Consider the following 17,386-nt stretch of genomic DNA (forward strand, 5'->3'; position numbering starts at 1 on the left):
CCTAGTTATCGTCATGAAGAATAATTGTATTAAAAGCAAGTGTTGGGCCTACTGCAATTACACGTTGATTTGCAGAACCTTTCCAATGTAATTGAGGATCTAATTGGGTAATTTCAAAGCGCCCATCAACGATTACATCAATATTTTTGATAAAATCAATCGTTTTAATATCATCAAATTGGAAACCGGTATATAGCCAAATTGTTTTATCAGGATAACGTTCTTTAATTTCTTTAATCAATTGACCAACTTCATTAATTGAGGAAGGGTGGAGCGGATCACCACCACTGAAAGTAATTCCAGAAATGTAATCTTTATCAAGTTCTGTAAAGATTTCAGCTTTAGCTTCAGCATCAAAAGGAATACCGCTAGTGACATCCCATGTTTGAGGGTTGTGACATCCCGGACATCGATGGGTACATCCTGAAAGCCAAAGAACTACTCGGAGCCCTTCACCATTTAACATATCATCTTTTGTTATATTATGATAATTCATTACATTGATTTCCGATCTGCAATTTCTGCCATTTTTGCATCATTTAAACGCGTATCCCCTTTAACTCGTGAATATGATAAATAACCGTTCATCCGATCTATCTTTGTTAAGTTTTTACTTCCACATTTTGGGCAAACATCCATATTTAATTCTTCATGGCCACAATCATCGCAATAGGATAATGATAGATTTACACCTTCATAAAAGCCTAATCTCATTGCACGTTTAAGTAAGGTTTTAAAAGCTTGCATGTTGTAATCGATTGGATATTTGACATATTGAATCTTACCGCCATTACATAAGTCCCAAAAACGTTTTTCTTTATCTTGTTTTTCAATAGGACTAATTTCTTCAGAAACATGACAATGGAAAGAGTTGCTGACATAATCACGGTCACTAACGTTTTCAATTACACCATGTTTTTTTCGGAATTGTTGCACTTGAAGACCACAGAGGTTTTCTGCTGGGGTCCCATAAATAGCATATAAACGACCATCTTCCTCTTTGAATTTTTCAACCATTTGATTAATATGTTCCATTGTTTTTAAAGCAAATGAACCATCTTCAACTAATGATTTTTTATGTGCTAACTGTTCTAATTCATTTAAAGCAGTTATTCCAAAAGAAGCAGTAGCAGATTTTAAAATAGGTTTGATTTTATCATGTAGACCAAGATGCCCACCATAGAAGCCTCCTTCACAATAAGCAAGAGGATTAACAGAGGCTTTCATCTCACCAAGATAATCATATGTTCGTAAATGTAACTTTCTAATTAAGTTTAAATAATAATCTAATACATCAAAGAAAGGTTTACTTTCTTGTTTTGCTTTAGCATAAATAAGAGGCAAGTGGAGACTGATCGCTCCAATATTAAAGCGTCCTACAAATACGGGAGTATCATTTTCATCAGCAGGATGCATTCCTCCTCGACGATACCAAGGTGATAAAAAGGCCCGGCATCCCATTGGAGAGATGATTTCTCCATATTTTTTGTAGATTGAAGCTACATATCCTTCACCTGATAAGCTGAGCCAGTCAGGATACATTGTTTTGCTTGAACATAATACTGCTGCTTCAAATAATTCTTCAAGTTCTTTACCCTCGCCATGGAGTTCTTCATCATATAAGAAAACAATCTTAGGAAATAAAACCGGTTTTTTATTTCCTTTTTTTCCTTGTCCACGTCGACGAACATGAAGCATTTCAATTGAAGCCATTTTCGCAAATTTGCCAGTTCCTGTTCCTGTCGTCATTGTAATAAAAGGGTAGTCACCTCGGCTGGATGAAACTGAATTAAATTTATATTCCCATCCTTGGAACCCTTGTCTAAATTCATTTAAAACATCACCCTCAGCTACTTTTGAAGCAGTTTCTGGATCTAATCCTAAACTTAGATATTTTTCATAAAATAAATCAAAAGTCTTGATGGCATATGGTTCTAATAATAAATCAACGCTAGGAACAGTAAAACCACCATATTGTTGACTAGCTGCTGATAAAGTAATATCACCAATTACATCGAAAGCTACGTCTAGAGTTTTAGGTTCATTATACCAAAGATTTCCCATTTCAAATCCACCTTCAAGAACGCTTTTAACATCAAAAAGGCAGCAGTTCATTGTATCACGGCGGGCAGACATATCATGAATATAGATATAACCATCACGAATAGCTTGTAGTTCTTCAGTCGTAAGGAAGAATTTTTTATATAACTCTTTATTTAATTCATTAAAAATCAAACTTCGTTTGGTCGATACTAAAGCACTATCAGTATTACTGTTTTCTTTATCTCCAATATACATGATTGATTGTGATTTTTTATAGACCTCATCTAACATTGCCACGAAGTCTTGTTTGTAGTTCCGGTAATCACGATAGCTTTTTGCTACTTTAGGGTTGATTGCATCTAAAGCACCTTCAACAACATTGTGCATTTGAGAGATAGTAATTTCATTGCTATTGAAATCTTTAACTCGGGCTTCAACAAAATCACAAATTTGTGCTTCTTCACCTTCTTTGAATTTATATAAACAGCGTGTCGCAGATTTATTGATTGCTGTTACAACTTTTTGTATATTAAAAAGCTCTTTAGTATTATCTTTCTTGATTACGTACATTCTTTTGTCCTCCATAATAAGTTTCGTAAATTAGTATATTAGAGAATTATCGACTTGAAAAGTAAAATGCTCTATTAGTAGTAAACAAATATTTTTTGTTGATATTTTAGGAAAATAGCAATTATTTTTGTTAGATGATGATAGTACTAGATGTATCAAAATAGATAATTTACTAATTTTCTAAAATTGAAAAAAACTAGAGAAATTAATATAAATATCAGTTATAATTAATATTTGTGTGCATTGCCAATTGAATATTTTAATGAGGTGATGATGCGTATTATTTTTATAAAAAAAGTTTTAGTGTTAACATAATAAAAGAGATTTTTAGGAGGGAACAGAATGAAAGTTATTAAAAGAGATGGGCAAAGCGTTGAGTTTGATGCTTCAAAAATTGAAAAAGCAATTTTAAAAGCAATGCAGTGCGGAAGCGGGATCGTTGATTCTAAATGTGCTCATGATATTGCTGTAGAGATAGAAAACTGGCATCAATTCAGTGATAATAATATTTCGATATATCGAATTGAGGGACAAGTTTTTGAAAAATTAATTGAAAAAGGACAAATCTTAACTGCTAAAGCATATGAAGGATATCGTAAAGTTCGGGAGTTTCAAAGAGAAACAAATACGATTGACAAAGAGATATATGGAATTGTAAACCAAACTAATAAAGAAGCAATGGAAGAAAATTCAAATAAAGATGCTACAGTTTTAGCAACTCAAAGAGATTTGATTGCTGGTGAATTTTCAAAAGATTATTGTCGGCGGCTATTATTACCACCTAAAATTGTTCAGGCACATGATGATGGAATCATTCATTTCCATGATATGGATTACTATATCCAAAAAATGCATAATTGCGATCTTGTCAATTTAAAGGATATGTTTGCTAAAGGAACAGTTATTAATGATAAGTTGATTGAAACACCTAAATCATTACAAACAGCTTGTACTGTGGCAACTCAAATCGTACAACAAGTAGCTAATGGTCAATATGGTGGACAAACTATCTCATTAGCTCATTTATCACCATATGTGCGTTTAAGTTATGAGAAGCACCAACGAAATGTTCGTAATGAAGGTCGTTTGATTGGAATTGACTATAGTGAAGAACAAATTATTAAGATTGCTAAATCACGCCTACAAGATGAAATTAAAGCCGGAATTCAAACGATTCAATATCAAATTAATACTTTCTCAACTACTAATGGACAAGCACCATTTTTATCAGTGTTTATGTATTTAAGAGAAGAACCTGAATATATTGAAGAAACAGCAATGCTAATTGAAGAAACATTAAAACAACGATTTATTGGAATGAAAAATCCTGTTGGGGCTTATGTGACACCAGCTTTCCCAAAACTTTTATATGTTCTTGATGATAATAATGTACCGCAAGATAGTAAGTATCGTTATTTAACGGATTTAGCAGTTAAATGTGTCTCAAAGAGAATGATGCCAGATTTTATTTCTGCTAAGATCATGCGTGAAAACTATGAGGGACAAGTATTCCCTTGCATGGGATGCCGTAGTTTCTTATCACCATGGAAAGATGAAAATGGTGAATACAAGTGGTATGGTCGTTTTAATCAAGGAGTAGTGACATTGAATCTTGCTGATGCTGGTCTGTCAGCTAATCATAAATTAGATAACTTTTGGAAAATCTTAGATGAACGTTTAGAATTATGTAAAGAGGCCTTGATGTTACGTCATGAAAGTTTAAAAGGAACACTAGCAGATGTTAGCCCGATTCATTGGCGTTATGGAGCTTTAGCTCGTTTAGAGTCAGGGAAACCAATTGATAAGCTTTTGGAAAATGGGTATTCAACAATTTCCTTAGGGTATATTGGTTTATATGAATGTGTTGTAGCTTTAATTGGTCAAACTCATACTTCTAAAGAAGGAAATGAGTTAGCAACAAAGATCATGGAACGTTTAAGAAGTGCTTGTGACAGCTGGAAAGAAGAAACAGGATTAGGTTTTGGTTTATATGGAACTCCAGCAGAATCAACTACATATACATTCGCTAGAGCATTAAAGAAACGTTTTGGAATTGTTGAAGGAATTACTGATAAGGATTATTTAACAAATTCATACCATGTTAATGTTAAAGAACATATTGATGCTTTTGATAAACTGCAAGTTGAAGCAAAATTCCAAAAAGTATCTTCTGGCGGAGCAATCAGTTATGTTGAAGTCACTAATATGTCAGAAAATTTAGATGCTTTATCAGCGTTGATTGACTATATGTATAACACAATTCAATATGCAGAGATTAATACAAAATCAGATTATTGTCAGGAATGCGGATTTGACGGCGAAATCTTACTAGATGAAAATCGGGAATGGTATTGTCCAAATTGTGGAAATCGTAATCATAAAACTTTAAATGTTTGTCGTCGTACTTGTGGTTATTTAGGTGATAATTTCTGGAATCAAGGTAGAACACAAGAAATTGCTGAACGTTTTGTTCACTTAGATAATCATCTTTATGGTGAGTAACGATGAGATATGCTCAAATTCGAAAAACGGATATTGCTAACGGAGAAGGAATTAGGGTATCTTTATATGTTCAAGGTTGTAAACGACATTGTCCAAACTGTTTTAATCCCGAAACTTGGGATTTTACTGGCGGGAATAAATTTGATTTAAAAACTGAAAATATTTTAATTAAATTAGTAAATCAGCCGCATATCGTAGGAATCACGATTCTTGGTGGTGAACCATTAGAGTTGGAAAATCGCCAGGATGTTTCCATTTTATTAAAACATCTTAAGGAACAATGTCCTAATAAGACAATCTGGTTATATTCTTCTTTCTTATATGAAGAAATCAAAGATTTTGATGTTGAGATTTTATCATATTTAGATGTTTTAATTGATGGACCGTTTGTTGAAGCATTGAAGGATCGTAAATTAAGATTCCGTGGATCCTCAAATCAACGATTAATAGATGTAAAAAAATCATTAGCTAATGATGAGGTTATTTTATATCAAGATAGCCGTTATTATAAAAATGATAAAGAGGTATGACCATATCATACCTTTTTTACATAAGTAATATTTTTAAGTGTTGAAGACATATCTACGAGATATTTAAATAGATGATTTCAAGAAAAAATGAAACTCAAATTTTTCTTTCTAGTAATTAGAATCAAGATATCTTATAATATAAGGAAAGGTTAAGGGATATTTTATGAGTAATATAAGGATTCAATTATTAAATGTAATCAATAGAGAATCATCAAATTCAATGAATTTTATTATCGCACAGTATATTTTAGAAAATCTTGATAGGCGAAAGGTAATTACTACTAAAGAATTAGCTGATAATTGTAATGTATCAAAGTCTTCAATTAGCCGCTTCTGTCGTAAAATCGGGTATGAGGATTTTATGGAGCTTCAATATGCGATTGCAACATATAACTCATTTATTGCAGAAAGATTTTCTCATATTGATGGTGTTACAACCAAAGATTATGTTGTGAACTATTTCGAACGTTCTAAAGAAATAATTAATTATTTAAATCAAAATATGGATACGGACACTCTCGAAGAGTTAGTTAAAGATATTCATGACTATAAGAGAGTAGTTTTAATGGGACATGTTCAATCTAGTTTTCCGGCTATTTCCCTTCAATATTATTTAACGATTTTACATAAATTCATTTATTCAACACAGGATCCAAATGAACAAAGAGAAATGCTGGAGACTTTAGATGATCAAAATCTGATTATTATTTTTAGTGCCGGGGGAAGATTTTTAGAAAGAGTGCTGGATCGTTTGAGTGTTATGGATAGAGAAAATGGTCCTAAAATATATATGATAACTGCAAATAAGTTAAAACATTTTCCTTTTGTTCATAAATATATTGAATTATCTGAAGAATTTAGTTATTCATCGTCCGTTATATTAGAGATGTATTCTAATCTTATTTCGCTTATTTATCATAAAAAATATACTGATAATTATTATTGATGATAAAGTAAGAGATTTAAGCAAGAGTAGTTAAATGTGTTTCATAAATAACAAAATCCAAGGCTTAAAAGCCTTGATTTTATTTTCCTGTTCATATGAGAATCAGTGGAATAGTCTAAGAAAATATAAGTCTTTTAAAAGAGAGTGAGGATATAATAGTATGACGATCAAGCGCTCAATAGCTAAGGACTTGATCAACATATTCTTATCTCTTTTTTAATAAATGACAAATAGTTATTAAAGGTAAGCTTTTGTTTCATGTTTTGAAACAGTGTGCCAGCTTGTGAAAAATCACAGATTAAGTGATTTTTTTTATTATACTAACAGTGTGATAAGACAGGTACAGGAGGACAAAATATGAATTATCCATTTAAAATGTATTGGGGAAGTGCCAGTGCAGACTTTCAATATGAAGGTGGATTTAATGAAGGAAAAAGAGGACTCATTACACATGACATTGTGACTGATGGTTCGTACACAACCCCTAGAAGGCTTACATACAGATTGCCGGATGGAACGTTAGGTTCAGTTGCATATAGAGAATCATTTCCAGAAGGTGCAGTAGGGTGTATTCACGATCATGTTTATTATCCTAGTCATAATGCGGTTGATTTTTATCATCACTATAAAGAGGATATTAAGTTATTAGCAGAAATGGGATTATCAATGATGAGATTTGGAATCTGCTGGACAAGAATTTATCCTACTGGTGAGGAAAAAACTCCGAATGAAGAAGGTTTACAGTTTTATGAAGATGTCATTGATGAATGTTTAAAATACAATATTGAACCAATGATTACAATTTGCCATGATGAGCTTCCTTTATATCTTGCTAATAAATATGATGGCTGGTCTAATCGAATAATGATTGATTTGTATGAAAAGTTATGTAATGCGTTATTTGAAAGGTTTAAAGGAAAAGTCAAATACTGGCTTACGTTTAATGAACTTAATGTACTTCAAGGATTCTCGCATCTGGGTACAAGAAATTCAGATGCTCAAACTACTTGGCAGGCAATTCATCATTTGTTTATCGCCAGTGCCAGGGCTAAAATTTTAGCAAAAAAAATTATGCCAAAAGCAATGTTAGGAGCAATGTATGCAACTAGTCCATCGTATCCTAAAACGTGTCATCCTGATGATCAACTTGCATGGATGAAACAAAGGAGAAGACTATTCTATTTTTCAGATGTAATGCTTAGAGGTTATTATCCAAGCTTTGCACGAAGTTTCTGGGATGAATATAAGGTGACTATAAGAATGGAAGAAAATGATGAAGAAATCTTAAAAGAAGGAACCTTAGACTTTTATTCATTTAGCTGTTATAGATCAACAACGATTGGGAAAGACGATAAATTAGGAATCATCGCATTACCATTCGGTGAAAATCCATATTTAAAATCTACACCCTGGGGATGGCCTATTGATCCAGTTAGTATACGATATGTGTTAAATGAAGTGTATGATCGTTATCAAAAACCAATTTTTATTGTCGAAAATGGTTTGGGCGAAGTCGATAAACCGGATGAAAATAATTTTGTAAACGATACATATAGAATCAATTATCTAAATGACCATTTCTTAGAAATAAAAAAGGCGGTAGAAATTGATAGGGTACCAGTTTTAGGATATACCATGTGGGGAGGCATCGATCTAGTATCACTAAGCACTGGTGAGATGAAAAAACGTTATGGCTGGGTCTATGTGGATATGGACGATAAAGGAAATGGCTCTAAAAAGAGATATCCCAAAGCATCATTTTACTGGATGAAAGAGTTTATTAAATCAAATGGAAATATTTTAAAAGAAAATAATCAGGGGGAATGATCATGACTTATACAGAATTAGGAAAACAAATCATTGCGTATGTAGGTGGTAAAGATAATGTAAAAAATATCATGCACTGTATGACTCGCTTACGCATGAATTTAAAAGATAATACTAAAGTAGAAATTGAAAAACTAGAGGCTTTAAAAGATGTATTAAAAGTGCAGTTTAAAAATGAACAATTACAGGTAGTAATTGGACCACAGGTAAGTGAAATTTATCAGACGATTGAAAAAGATTTCAATTTTTCTGAAGCAGATAATTTAGAAGAAAAAGAGAAACAAGGAATTGTCAAAAGCTTTTTAAATATATTATCAAGTGTATTTGTGCCAGTTATTCCTGCAATTGCTAGTGCTGGTATGTTGAAAGCAATCATTGCATTAATTAAAGCATTTGAGATTATTCCTCAAGATAATGGTGTCTTTATCGTATTTAATATGATGGCAGATGTTGCATTTTATTTCTTACCAATCTTGTTGGCAGCATCAGCATCAAAGATTTTTAATACGAATCGAATGATTTCAATTGTATTAGCAGCTACTCTCATTCATCCGACTTTTACAACTCTTGTTGCTGATACAGAAGCATCATTATCATTCTTTGGTTTACCAGTACCTTTGATTAATTATGCTAGTTCAGTTGTACCGGTAATTTTGTCAGTATGGATTTTATCTTATATATATCGTTATGTAGATAAAATAATGCCAAATGCACTAAAAGTAATTTTTACTCCAACAATTTCACTTTTAATTATGGCTCCATTAATGCTGGTTGTGTTAGGGCCTCTAGGTAACTATGTTGGTGTACTTATTTCATATTGTGTGGGAGGACTATTTACATTTAATCGCTTTATTGGGGGATTTATCTTATCATTCATTAGACCATTGTTAGTAATTACAGGTATGCATCAGGCATTTACCCCTGTTATTTTTCAAAATTTGGCAGAACGCGGAGGAGATTTCTTGCTTCCTACAATGATGATGTCTACAATGGGTCAATTTGGTGCAGTTGCCGCAATGATTTTTAAAACAAGAAATAAAGAAAAAAGAACAATTAGAACTTCTGCAAGTATATCAGCTGTCTTAGGAATCACAGAACCAGCTTTATATACAGTTCTTATCCACAATAGAAAAGCATTAATATCAGCTTGTTTAGGTGGAGCACTGGGTGGTGCATTTATTTCGATGACCGGTTTTGAACTGCCAGCATTTGCTTCTAGTAGTATTGTTAGTTTACCAATTTATTTACAGGTAAATGTTACAAATGTAATTATTGCTTTCTTGATTAGTATTATATCGTCTTTTGTTATTGCAATGCTTCTTGTGAAAACTGAAAAAGACGAGATTGTTGAAACAAATGGTATAATTTCTCCAATAGCAGGAAAATTAATTTCACTAAGTGATGTTAATGATGAAACTTTTTCAAAGGAAGTAATGGGAAAGGGGTTTGCAATTATTCCGGCAGAAGGAAAAGTTATTGCACCGTTTAATGGTACAGTAAACGCAGTATTTCCAACTAATCATGCAATCGGAATCACATCGGAATCAGGAGTAGAGCTTTTAATTCATGTAGGTATTGATACTGTGGAATTAGGGGGGGAAGTATTTTGAAGCAATGGTAAAACAAGGCGCAAAAGTTAATAAAGGTGATGTCCTGCTAGCATTTGATTTAAATGAAATTAGTAAACATTACGATTCAACTACCTCAGTAATCTTTTTAAATAAACCGGATGCTCGCTTAAATTCGGATATCAATAAGGATGTTATGTTAGGCCAAACACTAAATATTGATTTTAACTAAAACTAAATAAACACATCTAGATAAAAAGCAGGTAAAGAGTTGTTCTGAACTGCTCCCTCCTAGGTGACAAGTCATTAATTTACTTGTCTACTTAGAAGGGAGCATATCATTCATCAGTTTACCTATTTTTTCTTTTATAATAATATAAATAAAATCACTTCATAAATATATAGGAAAAGTTTGGAAATGAGACTAAATCTATAGTATAAAAATTATAACTCATAATAATAAAGATTGTTTAAAAAGAAAATTTTGATATAATGCATAGAAGTAACTAAATATTAAGAGGTGCAAGATTGATAGGGCAATTAAAAATTGGTTAGAATAATTAAAAAATATGTTTAATTAGCGAACTGCTCAATTGCTTTATTTTATATCAATTAATCAAATAAATTTAGATTTATTAAGAGACAAAAGATAGATTAATGTACCTTATTAGTTAAATATGTGCTATACTGTTTTTGTTGAAAATTTTATTAGGGAGTAGAAAAATGATCGGTTATTATAGTTATACGGTTATTCTTACATATTTGTCATTGATATTTGCAATGGCAGGGATTCATTTATCTTTTAATGGGATGTATCAATGGGCATTTATTTGCTTAATTATGTGTGGTATTTGTGATACTTTTGATGGTATGGTAGCACGTAGTAAGAAAAATCGTACAGATGAAGAAAAGCGTTTTGGAATCCAGATAGATTCTTTATGTGATTTAGTGGCGTTTGGAGTTTTTCCGGCTATTTTAGGGTATAATGTTGGATTAAGTTCAATTGGATGGCTAGCAATAGAGATATTTTATGTTCTAGCTGCGGTTATTAGACTTGCATATTTTAATGTTAAAGAAGAGACAAGACAAAAAGAAACAACAGAAAAGAGAAAGTATTATCAAGGCTTGCCAGTGACAACATCATCATTTATTTTGCCGATGGCATATGCTTTGCGATATGTTATTTTTCAGTTGGATTATCTTTATGGTGCTTTGATGTTGATTACAGGGATTTTATTTATTGTTGATTTTAAAGTTCCTAAAGTACAGTCAAAAGGCTTAGCGGCTTTAGGGGTATTAGTTATTGTAGAGTTGATTCAAATCGTGGTGACAAAATGATAGTCGTTGATCGTTTAGGGAATGTTCAAACTAACGGTGAGGGCCAAAATAACTTATTAAAGAAACTTTATGGCACATTTCTTGGTAGATGTGCTTTAAAAATCCTTGTATGCAAGTTTGTTAGTGATTTAGGTGGCTGGTATATGAATTCTAGTTTATCAAAACGAAGAATTGCACCGTTTATTAAAGAAAATAAAATAGATATGTCGCAGTATGAACAAAGAGAGTTTAAGAGTTATAATGACTTTTTTACTCGTAAAATAGTTGATGGAAAACGCCCTTTTTTAGCTGATGATAATGTTTTGATTAGCCCAGCTGATTCTAAGTTATCATGTTATAAAATTGATCAAGATAGCCGTTTTATGATTAAAGATACAAGGTATTCATTGGGGGAATTATTAGAAGACGATGAGTTAGCTAAGGAATATATGAATGGTTATTGGATGATTTTTAGATTGACAGTAGATGATTATCATCGTTATAGTTTTATTGATGATGGGAAAATTATAGGAAATAAATATATTAAAGGTAGATTTCATACAGTTAATCCTATTGCTAATGATTATTATCCGATTTATAAGCAGAATAGTCGCAGCTATACGATAATTGAATCTAAAAATTTTGGTAAAATGATTCAAATGGAAGTTGGTGCGATGATGGTTGGTAGAATCGTTAACCATGATAAGAAACAATGTTTTAAAGGTGAAGAAAAAGGTTACTTTGAATTTGGCGGTTCAACAGTAATTATTTTATTAAAAGAAAATCAAGTTGTTATTGATAACGATATAATTGAAAATAGTATGAATGATAAAGAGACCGTAGTTAAACTAGGTGAAACTATTGGGAAGAAATATTAATGAGGGAGGCTAAATAATGACAAAGATAATTGCGATTACAAACCAAAAAGGTGGCGTTGGTAAGACTACGACGAGTATTAATTTAGCGGCCGCTCTAGCAAATGCTAAAAATCGGGTTCTTCTTGTGGACATGGATCCACAGGCTAACGCAACTCAAGGGATTGGAATTGACCGCGATCATATTGAATTATCAACATACAATATAATTGTTGAAGAGTGTAATATTAATGATGTTATCGTTCCTTCATATATTGCTAAATTAGATGTAGCACCAGGTAGTATTGATCTAGCAGGGGCGGATCTTGAATTAGCGAACGTAAAAAAAGGTCGTGAACAACGCTTAAAAAAAGCGCTTGATAAAATAAAGGATAGATACGATTATATTATTATTGATTGTCCACCAGCATTAGGTTTATTAAATACAAATGCACTTACTGCGTGTAATTCGGTTTTAATACCAGTTCAGTGTGAGTATTATGCATTAGAAGGATTGACACAATTATTAAATACTGTTTTATTAACTCAAAGTGTTTTCAACCCACAATTAACAATTGAAGGAGTATTACTAACAATGCTTGATCAAAGAACCAATTTAGGGGTTGAAGTATCACAGGAAGTACGCAAATATTTTAAAGAAAAAGTTTATAAAACAGCGATTCCAAGAAATATTAAATTATCAGAGGCCCCTTCTGAAGGACTAGCTATTTTTGATTATGATAATAATTCTGAAGGAGCTCGCGCTTATCGAGATTTTGCAAAGGAAGTGTGTAAACGAAATGCCAAATAATACAACAAAAAGTGCCCCAGCAAAGATGGCGGCTAAAAAAACAGCAACTAAGAAAACAGTAACTACAACTAAAAAGCCTGCTGCTCGTAAGCCGGCAACAACTAAAAATAAAAAGTTAGGTAAAGGGTTAGATGCTATTTTTGGTGGAGATATTAGTACTTTGATTGATGATATTGAAAAAAATACACCTGAATCAAAACAGATAACAGTTTCTTTAGAAGAAATTCGTCCTAATCCTTATCAGCCTCGTAAATTATTTGATGAAGAAAAGCTACAAGAACTTGCAATTTCGATTAAAGAACACGGTGTTTTTCAACCGGTGATTTTAAAGAAATCAATCCAGGGATATGAAATTGTGGCTGGTGAAAGAAGATGTCGGGCGGCTAAAATTGCGGGATTAGTAGAAATACCTGCAATTATTGTAGATTTTACAGATCAACAAATGATGGAAATTGCATTATTGGAAAATATTCAAAGAGAGAATTTAAATTCTATTGAAGAAGCTAAAGCCTACCAAATGATGATGGAGAGATTGAATCTTAAGCAAGATGAATTAGCTAAAAGAATTGGTAAATCAAGAAGTTATATTGCAAATACGTTAAGATTATTACAATTACCTGAAATGATTCAAAATTATGTACTTGAAGGAAAAATTACAATGGGGCATGCTCGTTGTTTAATTACTCTTCCTCAAGAAAAAGCCGAAAGTTTAGCTGCTCGTTGTATTGAAGAAGGCTTATCAGTTCGTGATGTTGAAAACATTGTTAAGGGAATTGAATTAGGCAATAGTCGTAAAGATCGTCCTAAAGTTGAAAAACCAAAGGAATATGTCTATGTTGAAGGGTTATTAAGAAAGAAATTTAGAACTAAGATCAAGGTTGATGAAAAGGCTGTAACAATCAAATATACTGATACTAAAGATTTAAATCGGATTTTAGAGTTAATGGGAGTAATTGAGGAAAGTTAAGCTTCGATATCATTAAGTTAAGTATTTGATGACACGTGAGGAGTTCATAAAAACATGAGCCCCTCTTTTTCTGTGTTTGAAAGAATACTATCAAAATTAGTTAATTTGGTTATACTTATAATTAAGAATTCTAAAAGTAGTAAAGTATTTATAGGGGGTTAATATGAAGACAGGAATCTATTATTTTTCAGCAACCGGCAATAGTTTGACAACAGCAAAACTATTAGCAGCATCTCTTGATGGGCAATGTGATGTTATATCGCTTGCAGCACTTCACAATAAACAAGATATCGAAGTTGATTATGAGCGAGTGGGGTTTGTTTTTCCAATATACTATGGGGATATGCCATATCTTATAAGGGATACTATTAGAAAAATGAAATTTAAGCAGAATACTTATATTTTTATATTCACAACATATAGAGGACATCCCGGAGATGTAGCAAAAAGATTTGATAATCTTTTACAAGAAAAAAATTTAAGTTTAGCACTAAGTAAGGGAATCCCAATGCCTGGTAATAGTTATTTGAGTACTGTTGAACAAATAAAAGACACATTAGCTAATCAAAAGACAAATATCAAAAAACTTGTAAAATCAATAATAGAACAAGATAAGATAGATTATTCATTATTACCTGAAGTTGAAAATTCTGCAGTATATAAAGCTTGTAATATGCGTGGAATTAAAGTTGACGAGAAGTGTATCGGGTGCCAAACATGTATAAAAGTTTGTCCAATGAATAATATTGAGTTGATTGAAGGAAAAATTAAAATTAAAGATAATTGTATGACCTGTTTAGCGTGTTTTCATTGGTGTCCAACAGCAGCGATATATATGTCTAAAGAAAAAGAAATTGAAAGAAGAGAGAAATATCATCATCCAGATGTCCGTTTAACAGATATTATCAAGCAAAAGTATAATGAATTTGTAGAGTAAGCTTCTTATTGTTGATATTTAAAATAGCTGTTTATTATATTTAAGCACAATAATTTATTTGGTGAGTATAGCTATTTAGTGCCATTTTCTTAAAAAGTATTAATTATTGCATGAATGGTTGACAGTGCCCTAGGTCGTTAGAGTATAGTGAATATATAGACTAGGGGGAATTTGAAATGATTGAAGTAAATGGTTTAACAAAAATTTATGATGGCTTTAGAGCTGTTGATAATGTTGATTTAGTTGCTAAAGGGGGAAAAGTCACAATCTTACTTGGACCAAATGGGGCTGGTAAATCAACAACGATCAAAAGTATTGCTAATCTTTTGAAATTTGATGGAGAGATTAAAATTTGTGGTTATCCTAATGATAGTATTGAGGCTAAACGTTGTTTTGGATATGTTCCAGAAACACCGATTTTGTATGATCTGCTTACTATTGATGAGCATATTGATTTTATTGGAAATGCGTATCGAGTAGACAATTATCACGAGATTGCGAATAAATATCTTGAATTATTTAAATTAACAGGGAAAAGGAAAAGCATGGCTAAAGAGTTATCCAAAGGGATGACACAGAAGCTGAGTATGTTATTAGCACTTTTAATCCAGCCACAAGCTTTATTAGTCGATGAACCGATGGTGGGATTAGATCCAGCTAGTATTGAAGATGTTTTAAAAATTTTTACGTTGCTAAAGGAAGAAGGTTGTGCAGTTTTTGTTAGTACCCATATCATTGATATTATTAAGGATATTTATGATGAAGCTTATATTATGAATAAAGGTAAAATTATTAAACACGTTTTACGTGATGAATTAGAAGATGAATCGTTAAAACAATATTTCTTTGAGTTAACGGATGGTGAGTAAGATGAAACCGTTATTAAAACTATGGTTATTAAAAATCAAAGGGACAATCAGAAACTTATTTAAACGTAAAGCAAGTGGAGTATTTGTTATTATTATGATTCTATTCTATGGTGCAATGATCGTTAGTTTATTCAATGTGGATGCAGGTCAAATTATGGCTGTTAATAATATAGATTTGCACATGGGAATTTTATTATTAATTGGTTTTCAAGCAATTATGCTATTTGCAACATTGATGCAGTCAAAAAAAGCTTTATTTACAGGTGAGGATGCATTCTATCTTTTTACAGGTCCTTTTACTAGAAGACAAGTAATGAGCTATTTAACTTTCCAAACAATTATTCAGGCCTTTCTACTTGCTTTGATTAGTTTAGTATTTTTAGCTGCATTTAGCGGTGGTGCCGGATTTAATTTTATTTTTATTGTGCTAGCTTACTTAGCATCTGTTATCACTGTTTTGTTTTTCTTATTATTAACAGATTATCTTTATGTTTTATCAATTGGGGATAAGAAATATCGTAAGTATTCGAAAATCATTCCTGGTATTATTATTGCTTTTGTTGTAATTATCGTTTTGGTTTTATATCTTCAAACGGGTAATTATCATACTTTGTTTATGGATTTTGTGCAATCAAATTTATTTTATGTAGTTCCTATTTTTGGGTGGATGAAGTTAGCTTTGATTGCTTATGTTGAGCATAACTATTTGTTAGTAACATTAGGATATCTTTTGTTGTGTGGAGCTGTAATCTTAGTATATGTTTTATTTATTGGTTATCGAGGTAATTTTTATGAACAGGCTTTACAAGATTCTCTAGATTTATCAAAACGAATGAAAGCGGCCAAAGCCGGAGATCAGGAGGCTTTAAGAAATAAGAAAGTAAAGCTTGGGATTAAGGGGGAGTTTCGCCAAGGGGCTTATGCTGTAATGTCAAAAAATATTTTATTAATGCGTAAAACTAATAGTTTTATTAGTGTTAGTGATTTGATTTCAATTGGAATATATATTGCAGTAACAATAGCAGTTGACGTTGGGTTTGGAATGTTTATTTATATGATGGTAATTTGGATTTTTTCTTCTTTACAAAATTCAGATTTATCTAAAGAATTAAAAAATTATCAAATTTATTTAATTCCTGATAAGCCGTTTAGTAAATTGATTGCGGTAATCATTCCAACATTTATAAAGATATTTGTTGTTGCAGCTGTTTCTTTTATTGCAATGGGCCTATATTATCATCAAAGTCTAATGATGATCATTGTCTATCTATTAAATGTTATTGGTTATACTAGTATCTTTATTAGTGGAAGTGTACTATCTGTTAGACTTTTAAAGAGTCGAACTTCACCAATGATGGAGAATTTTATGCGAATGATAGTGATGTTGATTGGTGCGATTCCAAGTGCTGTAATCACTACTGCCATCTTGTTGAATAGCGGCACTACCGTGGCGATGATGGCAGCTAGCTATGTTGCACTATTTGTAAACTTTGCAATATCGTTTTTGATTTTATATGGATGTCGTAATATGATGAATGGACGAGAATTAAAAAGTGAATAAATAATATGGGTATTGATTAGTTTTGATCAATACCTTTTTAATTTTGATATTACAGATATATTAACTATTTACTGTTATTAAAAT

The 17,386-nt window shown here is 31.7% G+C and carries 15 protein-coding genes; 13 read left to right on the forward strand and 2 right to left on the reverse strand.

Translation table 11 applies throughout. The features are described from left to right. Position 1 precedes the first annotated feature (1 nt). Positions 2-496 (reverse strand): anaerobic ribonucleoside-triphosphate reductase activating protein, encoded by a 495-nt coding sequence (gene nrdG / locus EYR00_RS01305; protein ID WP_003535056.1) that lies wholly within the window; start codon positions 494-496, stop codon positions 2-4. Continuing rightward, positions 496-2,613 carry an anaerobic ribonucleoside-triphosphate reductase gene (nrdD, locus tag EYR00_RS01310; RefSeq protein WP_009299370.1) on the reverse strand — a complete coding sequence of 706 codons (2,118 nt, stop codon included), beginning with the start codon at positions 2,611-2,613 and terminating at the stop codon, positions 496-498. The genes nrdG (EYR00_RS01305) and nrdD (EYR00_RS01310) overlap by 1 nt, the downstream gene beginning before the upstream one ends. A 342-nt stretch (positions 2,614-2,955) precedes the next feature. On the opposite strand from nrdD (EYR00_RS01310), the gene nrdD (EYR00_RS01315) reads away from it, so the two are divergent. The 13 genes from nrdD (EYR00_RS01315) to EYR00_RS01370 all read left to right on the forward strand — a co-directional run bounded on the left by nrdD (EYR00_RS01315) (position 2,956) and on the right by EYR00_RS01370 (position 17,302). Further along, complete coding sequence (gene nrdD / locus EYR00_RS01315) at positions 2,956-5,115, forward strand: anaerobic ribonucleoside-triphosphate reductase (RefSeq protein ID WP_003535054.1); 2,160 nt, start codon at positions 2,956-2,958, stop codon at positions 5,113-5,115. A gap of 2 nt (positions 5,116-5,117) precedes the next feature. Further along, entirely contained in the window at positions 5,118-5,645 is a 528-nt protein-coding gene (gene nrdG / locus EYR00_RS01320) for an anaerobic ribonucleoside-triphosphate reductase activating protein (RefSeq protein ID WP_003535053.1), read from the forward strand. A 163-nt stretch (positions 5,646-5,808) separates the two neighbouring features. Further along, positions 5,809-6,591: a MurR/RpiR family transcriptional regulator gene (locus EYR00_RS01325; RefSeq protein ID WP_003535052.1), complete on the forward strand. Its 783-nt coding sequence runs from the start codon at positions 5,809-5,811 to the stop codon at positions 6,589-6,591. Between the two features lie 357 nt (positions 6,592-6,948). Then, complete coding sequence (locus EYR00_RS01330; protein WP_003535051.1) at positions 6,949-8,418, forward strand: glycoside hydrolase family 1 protein; 1,470 nt, start codon at positions 6,949-6,951, stop codon at positions 8,416-8,418. 2 nt (positions 8,419-8,420) lie between these two features. After that, entirely contained in the window at positions 8,421-10,028 is a 1,608-nt protein-coding gene (locus EYR00_RS01335; protein WP_232254041.1) for a glucose PTS transporter subunit IIA, read from the forward strand. 4 nt (positions 10,029-10,032) lie between these two features. Further along, complete coding sequence (locus EYR00_RS15700; RefSeq protein WP_003535049.1) at positions 10,033-10,218, forward strand: PTS sugar transporter subunit IIA; 186 nt, start codon at positions 10,033-10,035, stop codon at positions 10,216-10,218. Between the two features lie 491 nt (positions 10,219-10,709). Beyond that, positions 10,710-11,324 carry a CDP-alcohol phosphatidyltransferase family protein gene (locus EYR00_RS01340; protein ID WP_008792395.1) on the forward strand — a complete coding sequence of 205 codons (615 nt, stop codon included), beginning with the start codon at positions 10,710-10,712 and terminating at the stop codon, positions 11,322-11,324. Further along, positions 11,321-12,181, forward strand: a complete 861-nt coding sequence (locus EYR00_RS01345) for a phosphatidylserine decarboxylase (protein WP_003535047.1) — start codon at positions 11,321-11,323, stop codon at positions 12,179-12,181. The genes EYR00_RS01340 and EYR00_RS01345 overlap by 4 nt, the downstream gene beginning before the upstream one ends. A 16-nt stretch (positions 12,182-12,197) precedes the next feature. Further along, positions 12,198-12,968 (forward strand): ParA family protein, encoded by a 771-nt coding sequence (locus EYR00_RS01350; protein WP_003535046.1) that lies wholly within the window; start codon positions 12,198-12,200, stop codon positions 12,966-12,968. After that, complete coding sequence (locus tag EYR00_RS01355; RefSeq protein ID WP_003535045.1) at positions 12,958-13,935, forward strand: ParB/RepB/Spo0J family partition protein; 978 nt, start codon at positions 12,958-12,960, stop codon at positions 13,933-13,935. The genes EYR00_RS01350 and EYR00_RS01355 overlap by 11 nt, the downstream gene beginning before the upstream one ends. Before the next feature lie 163 nt (positions 13,936-14,098). Next, positions 14,099-14,872 (forward strand): EFR1 family ferrodoxin, encoded by a 774-nt coding sequence (locus EYR00_RS01360; RefSeq protein WP_003535044.1) that lies wholly within the window; start codon positions 14,099-14,101, stop codon positions 14,870-14,872. Between the two features lie 176 nt (positions 14,873-15,048). Beyond that, positions 15,049-15,741 (forward strand): ABC transporter ATP-binding protein, encoded by a 693-nt coding sequence (locus tag EYR00_RS01365; protein ID WP_003535043.1) that lies wholly within the window; start codon positions 15,049-15,051, stop codon positions 15,739-15,741. Position 15,742: 1 nt separating this feature from the next. Beyond that, positions 15,743-17,302, forward strand: coding sequence for a putative ABC exporter domain-containing protein (locus tag EYR00_RS01370; RefSeq protein ID WP_224209052.1), 1,560 nt, complete (start codon positions 15,743-15,745; stop codon positions 17,300-17,302). The last annotated feature ends 84 nt before the right edge of the window (positions 17,303-17,386 follow it).

The sequence above is a fragment of the Thomasclavelia ramosa DSM 1402 genome (assembly GCF_014131695.1).
GTDB classification, from domain to species: domain Bacteria; phylum Bacillota_I; class Bacilli_A; order Erysipelotrichales; family Coprobacillaceae; genus Thomasclavelia; species Thomasclavelia ramosa.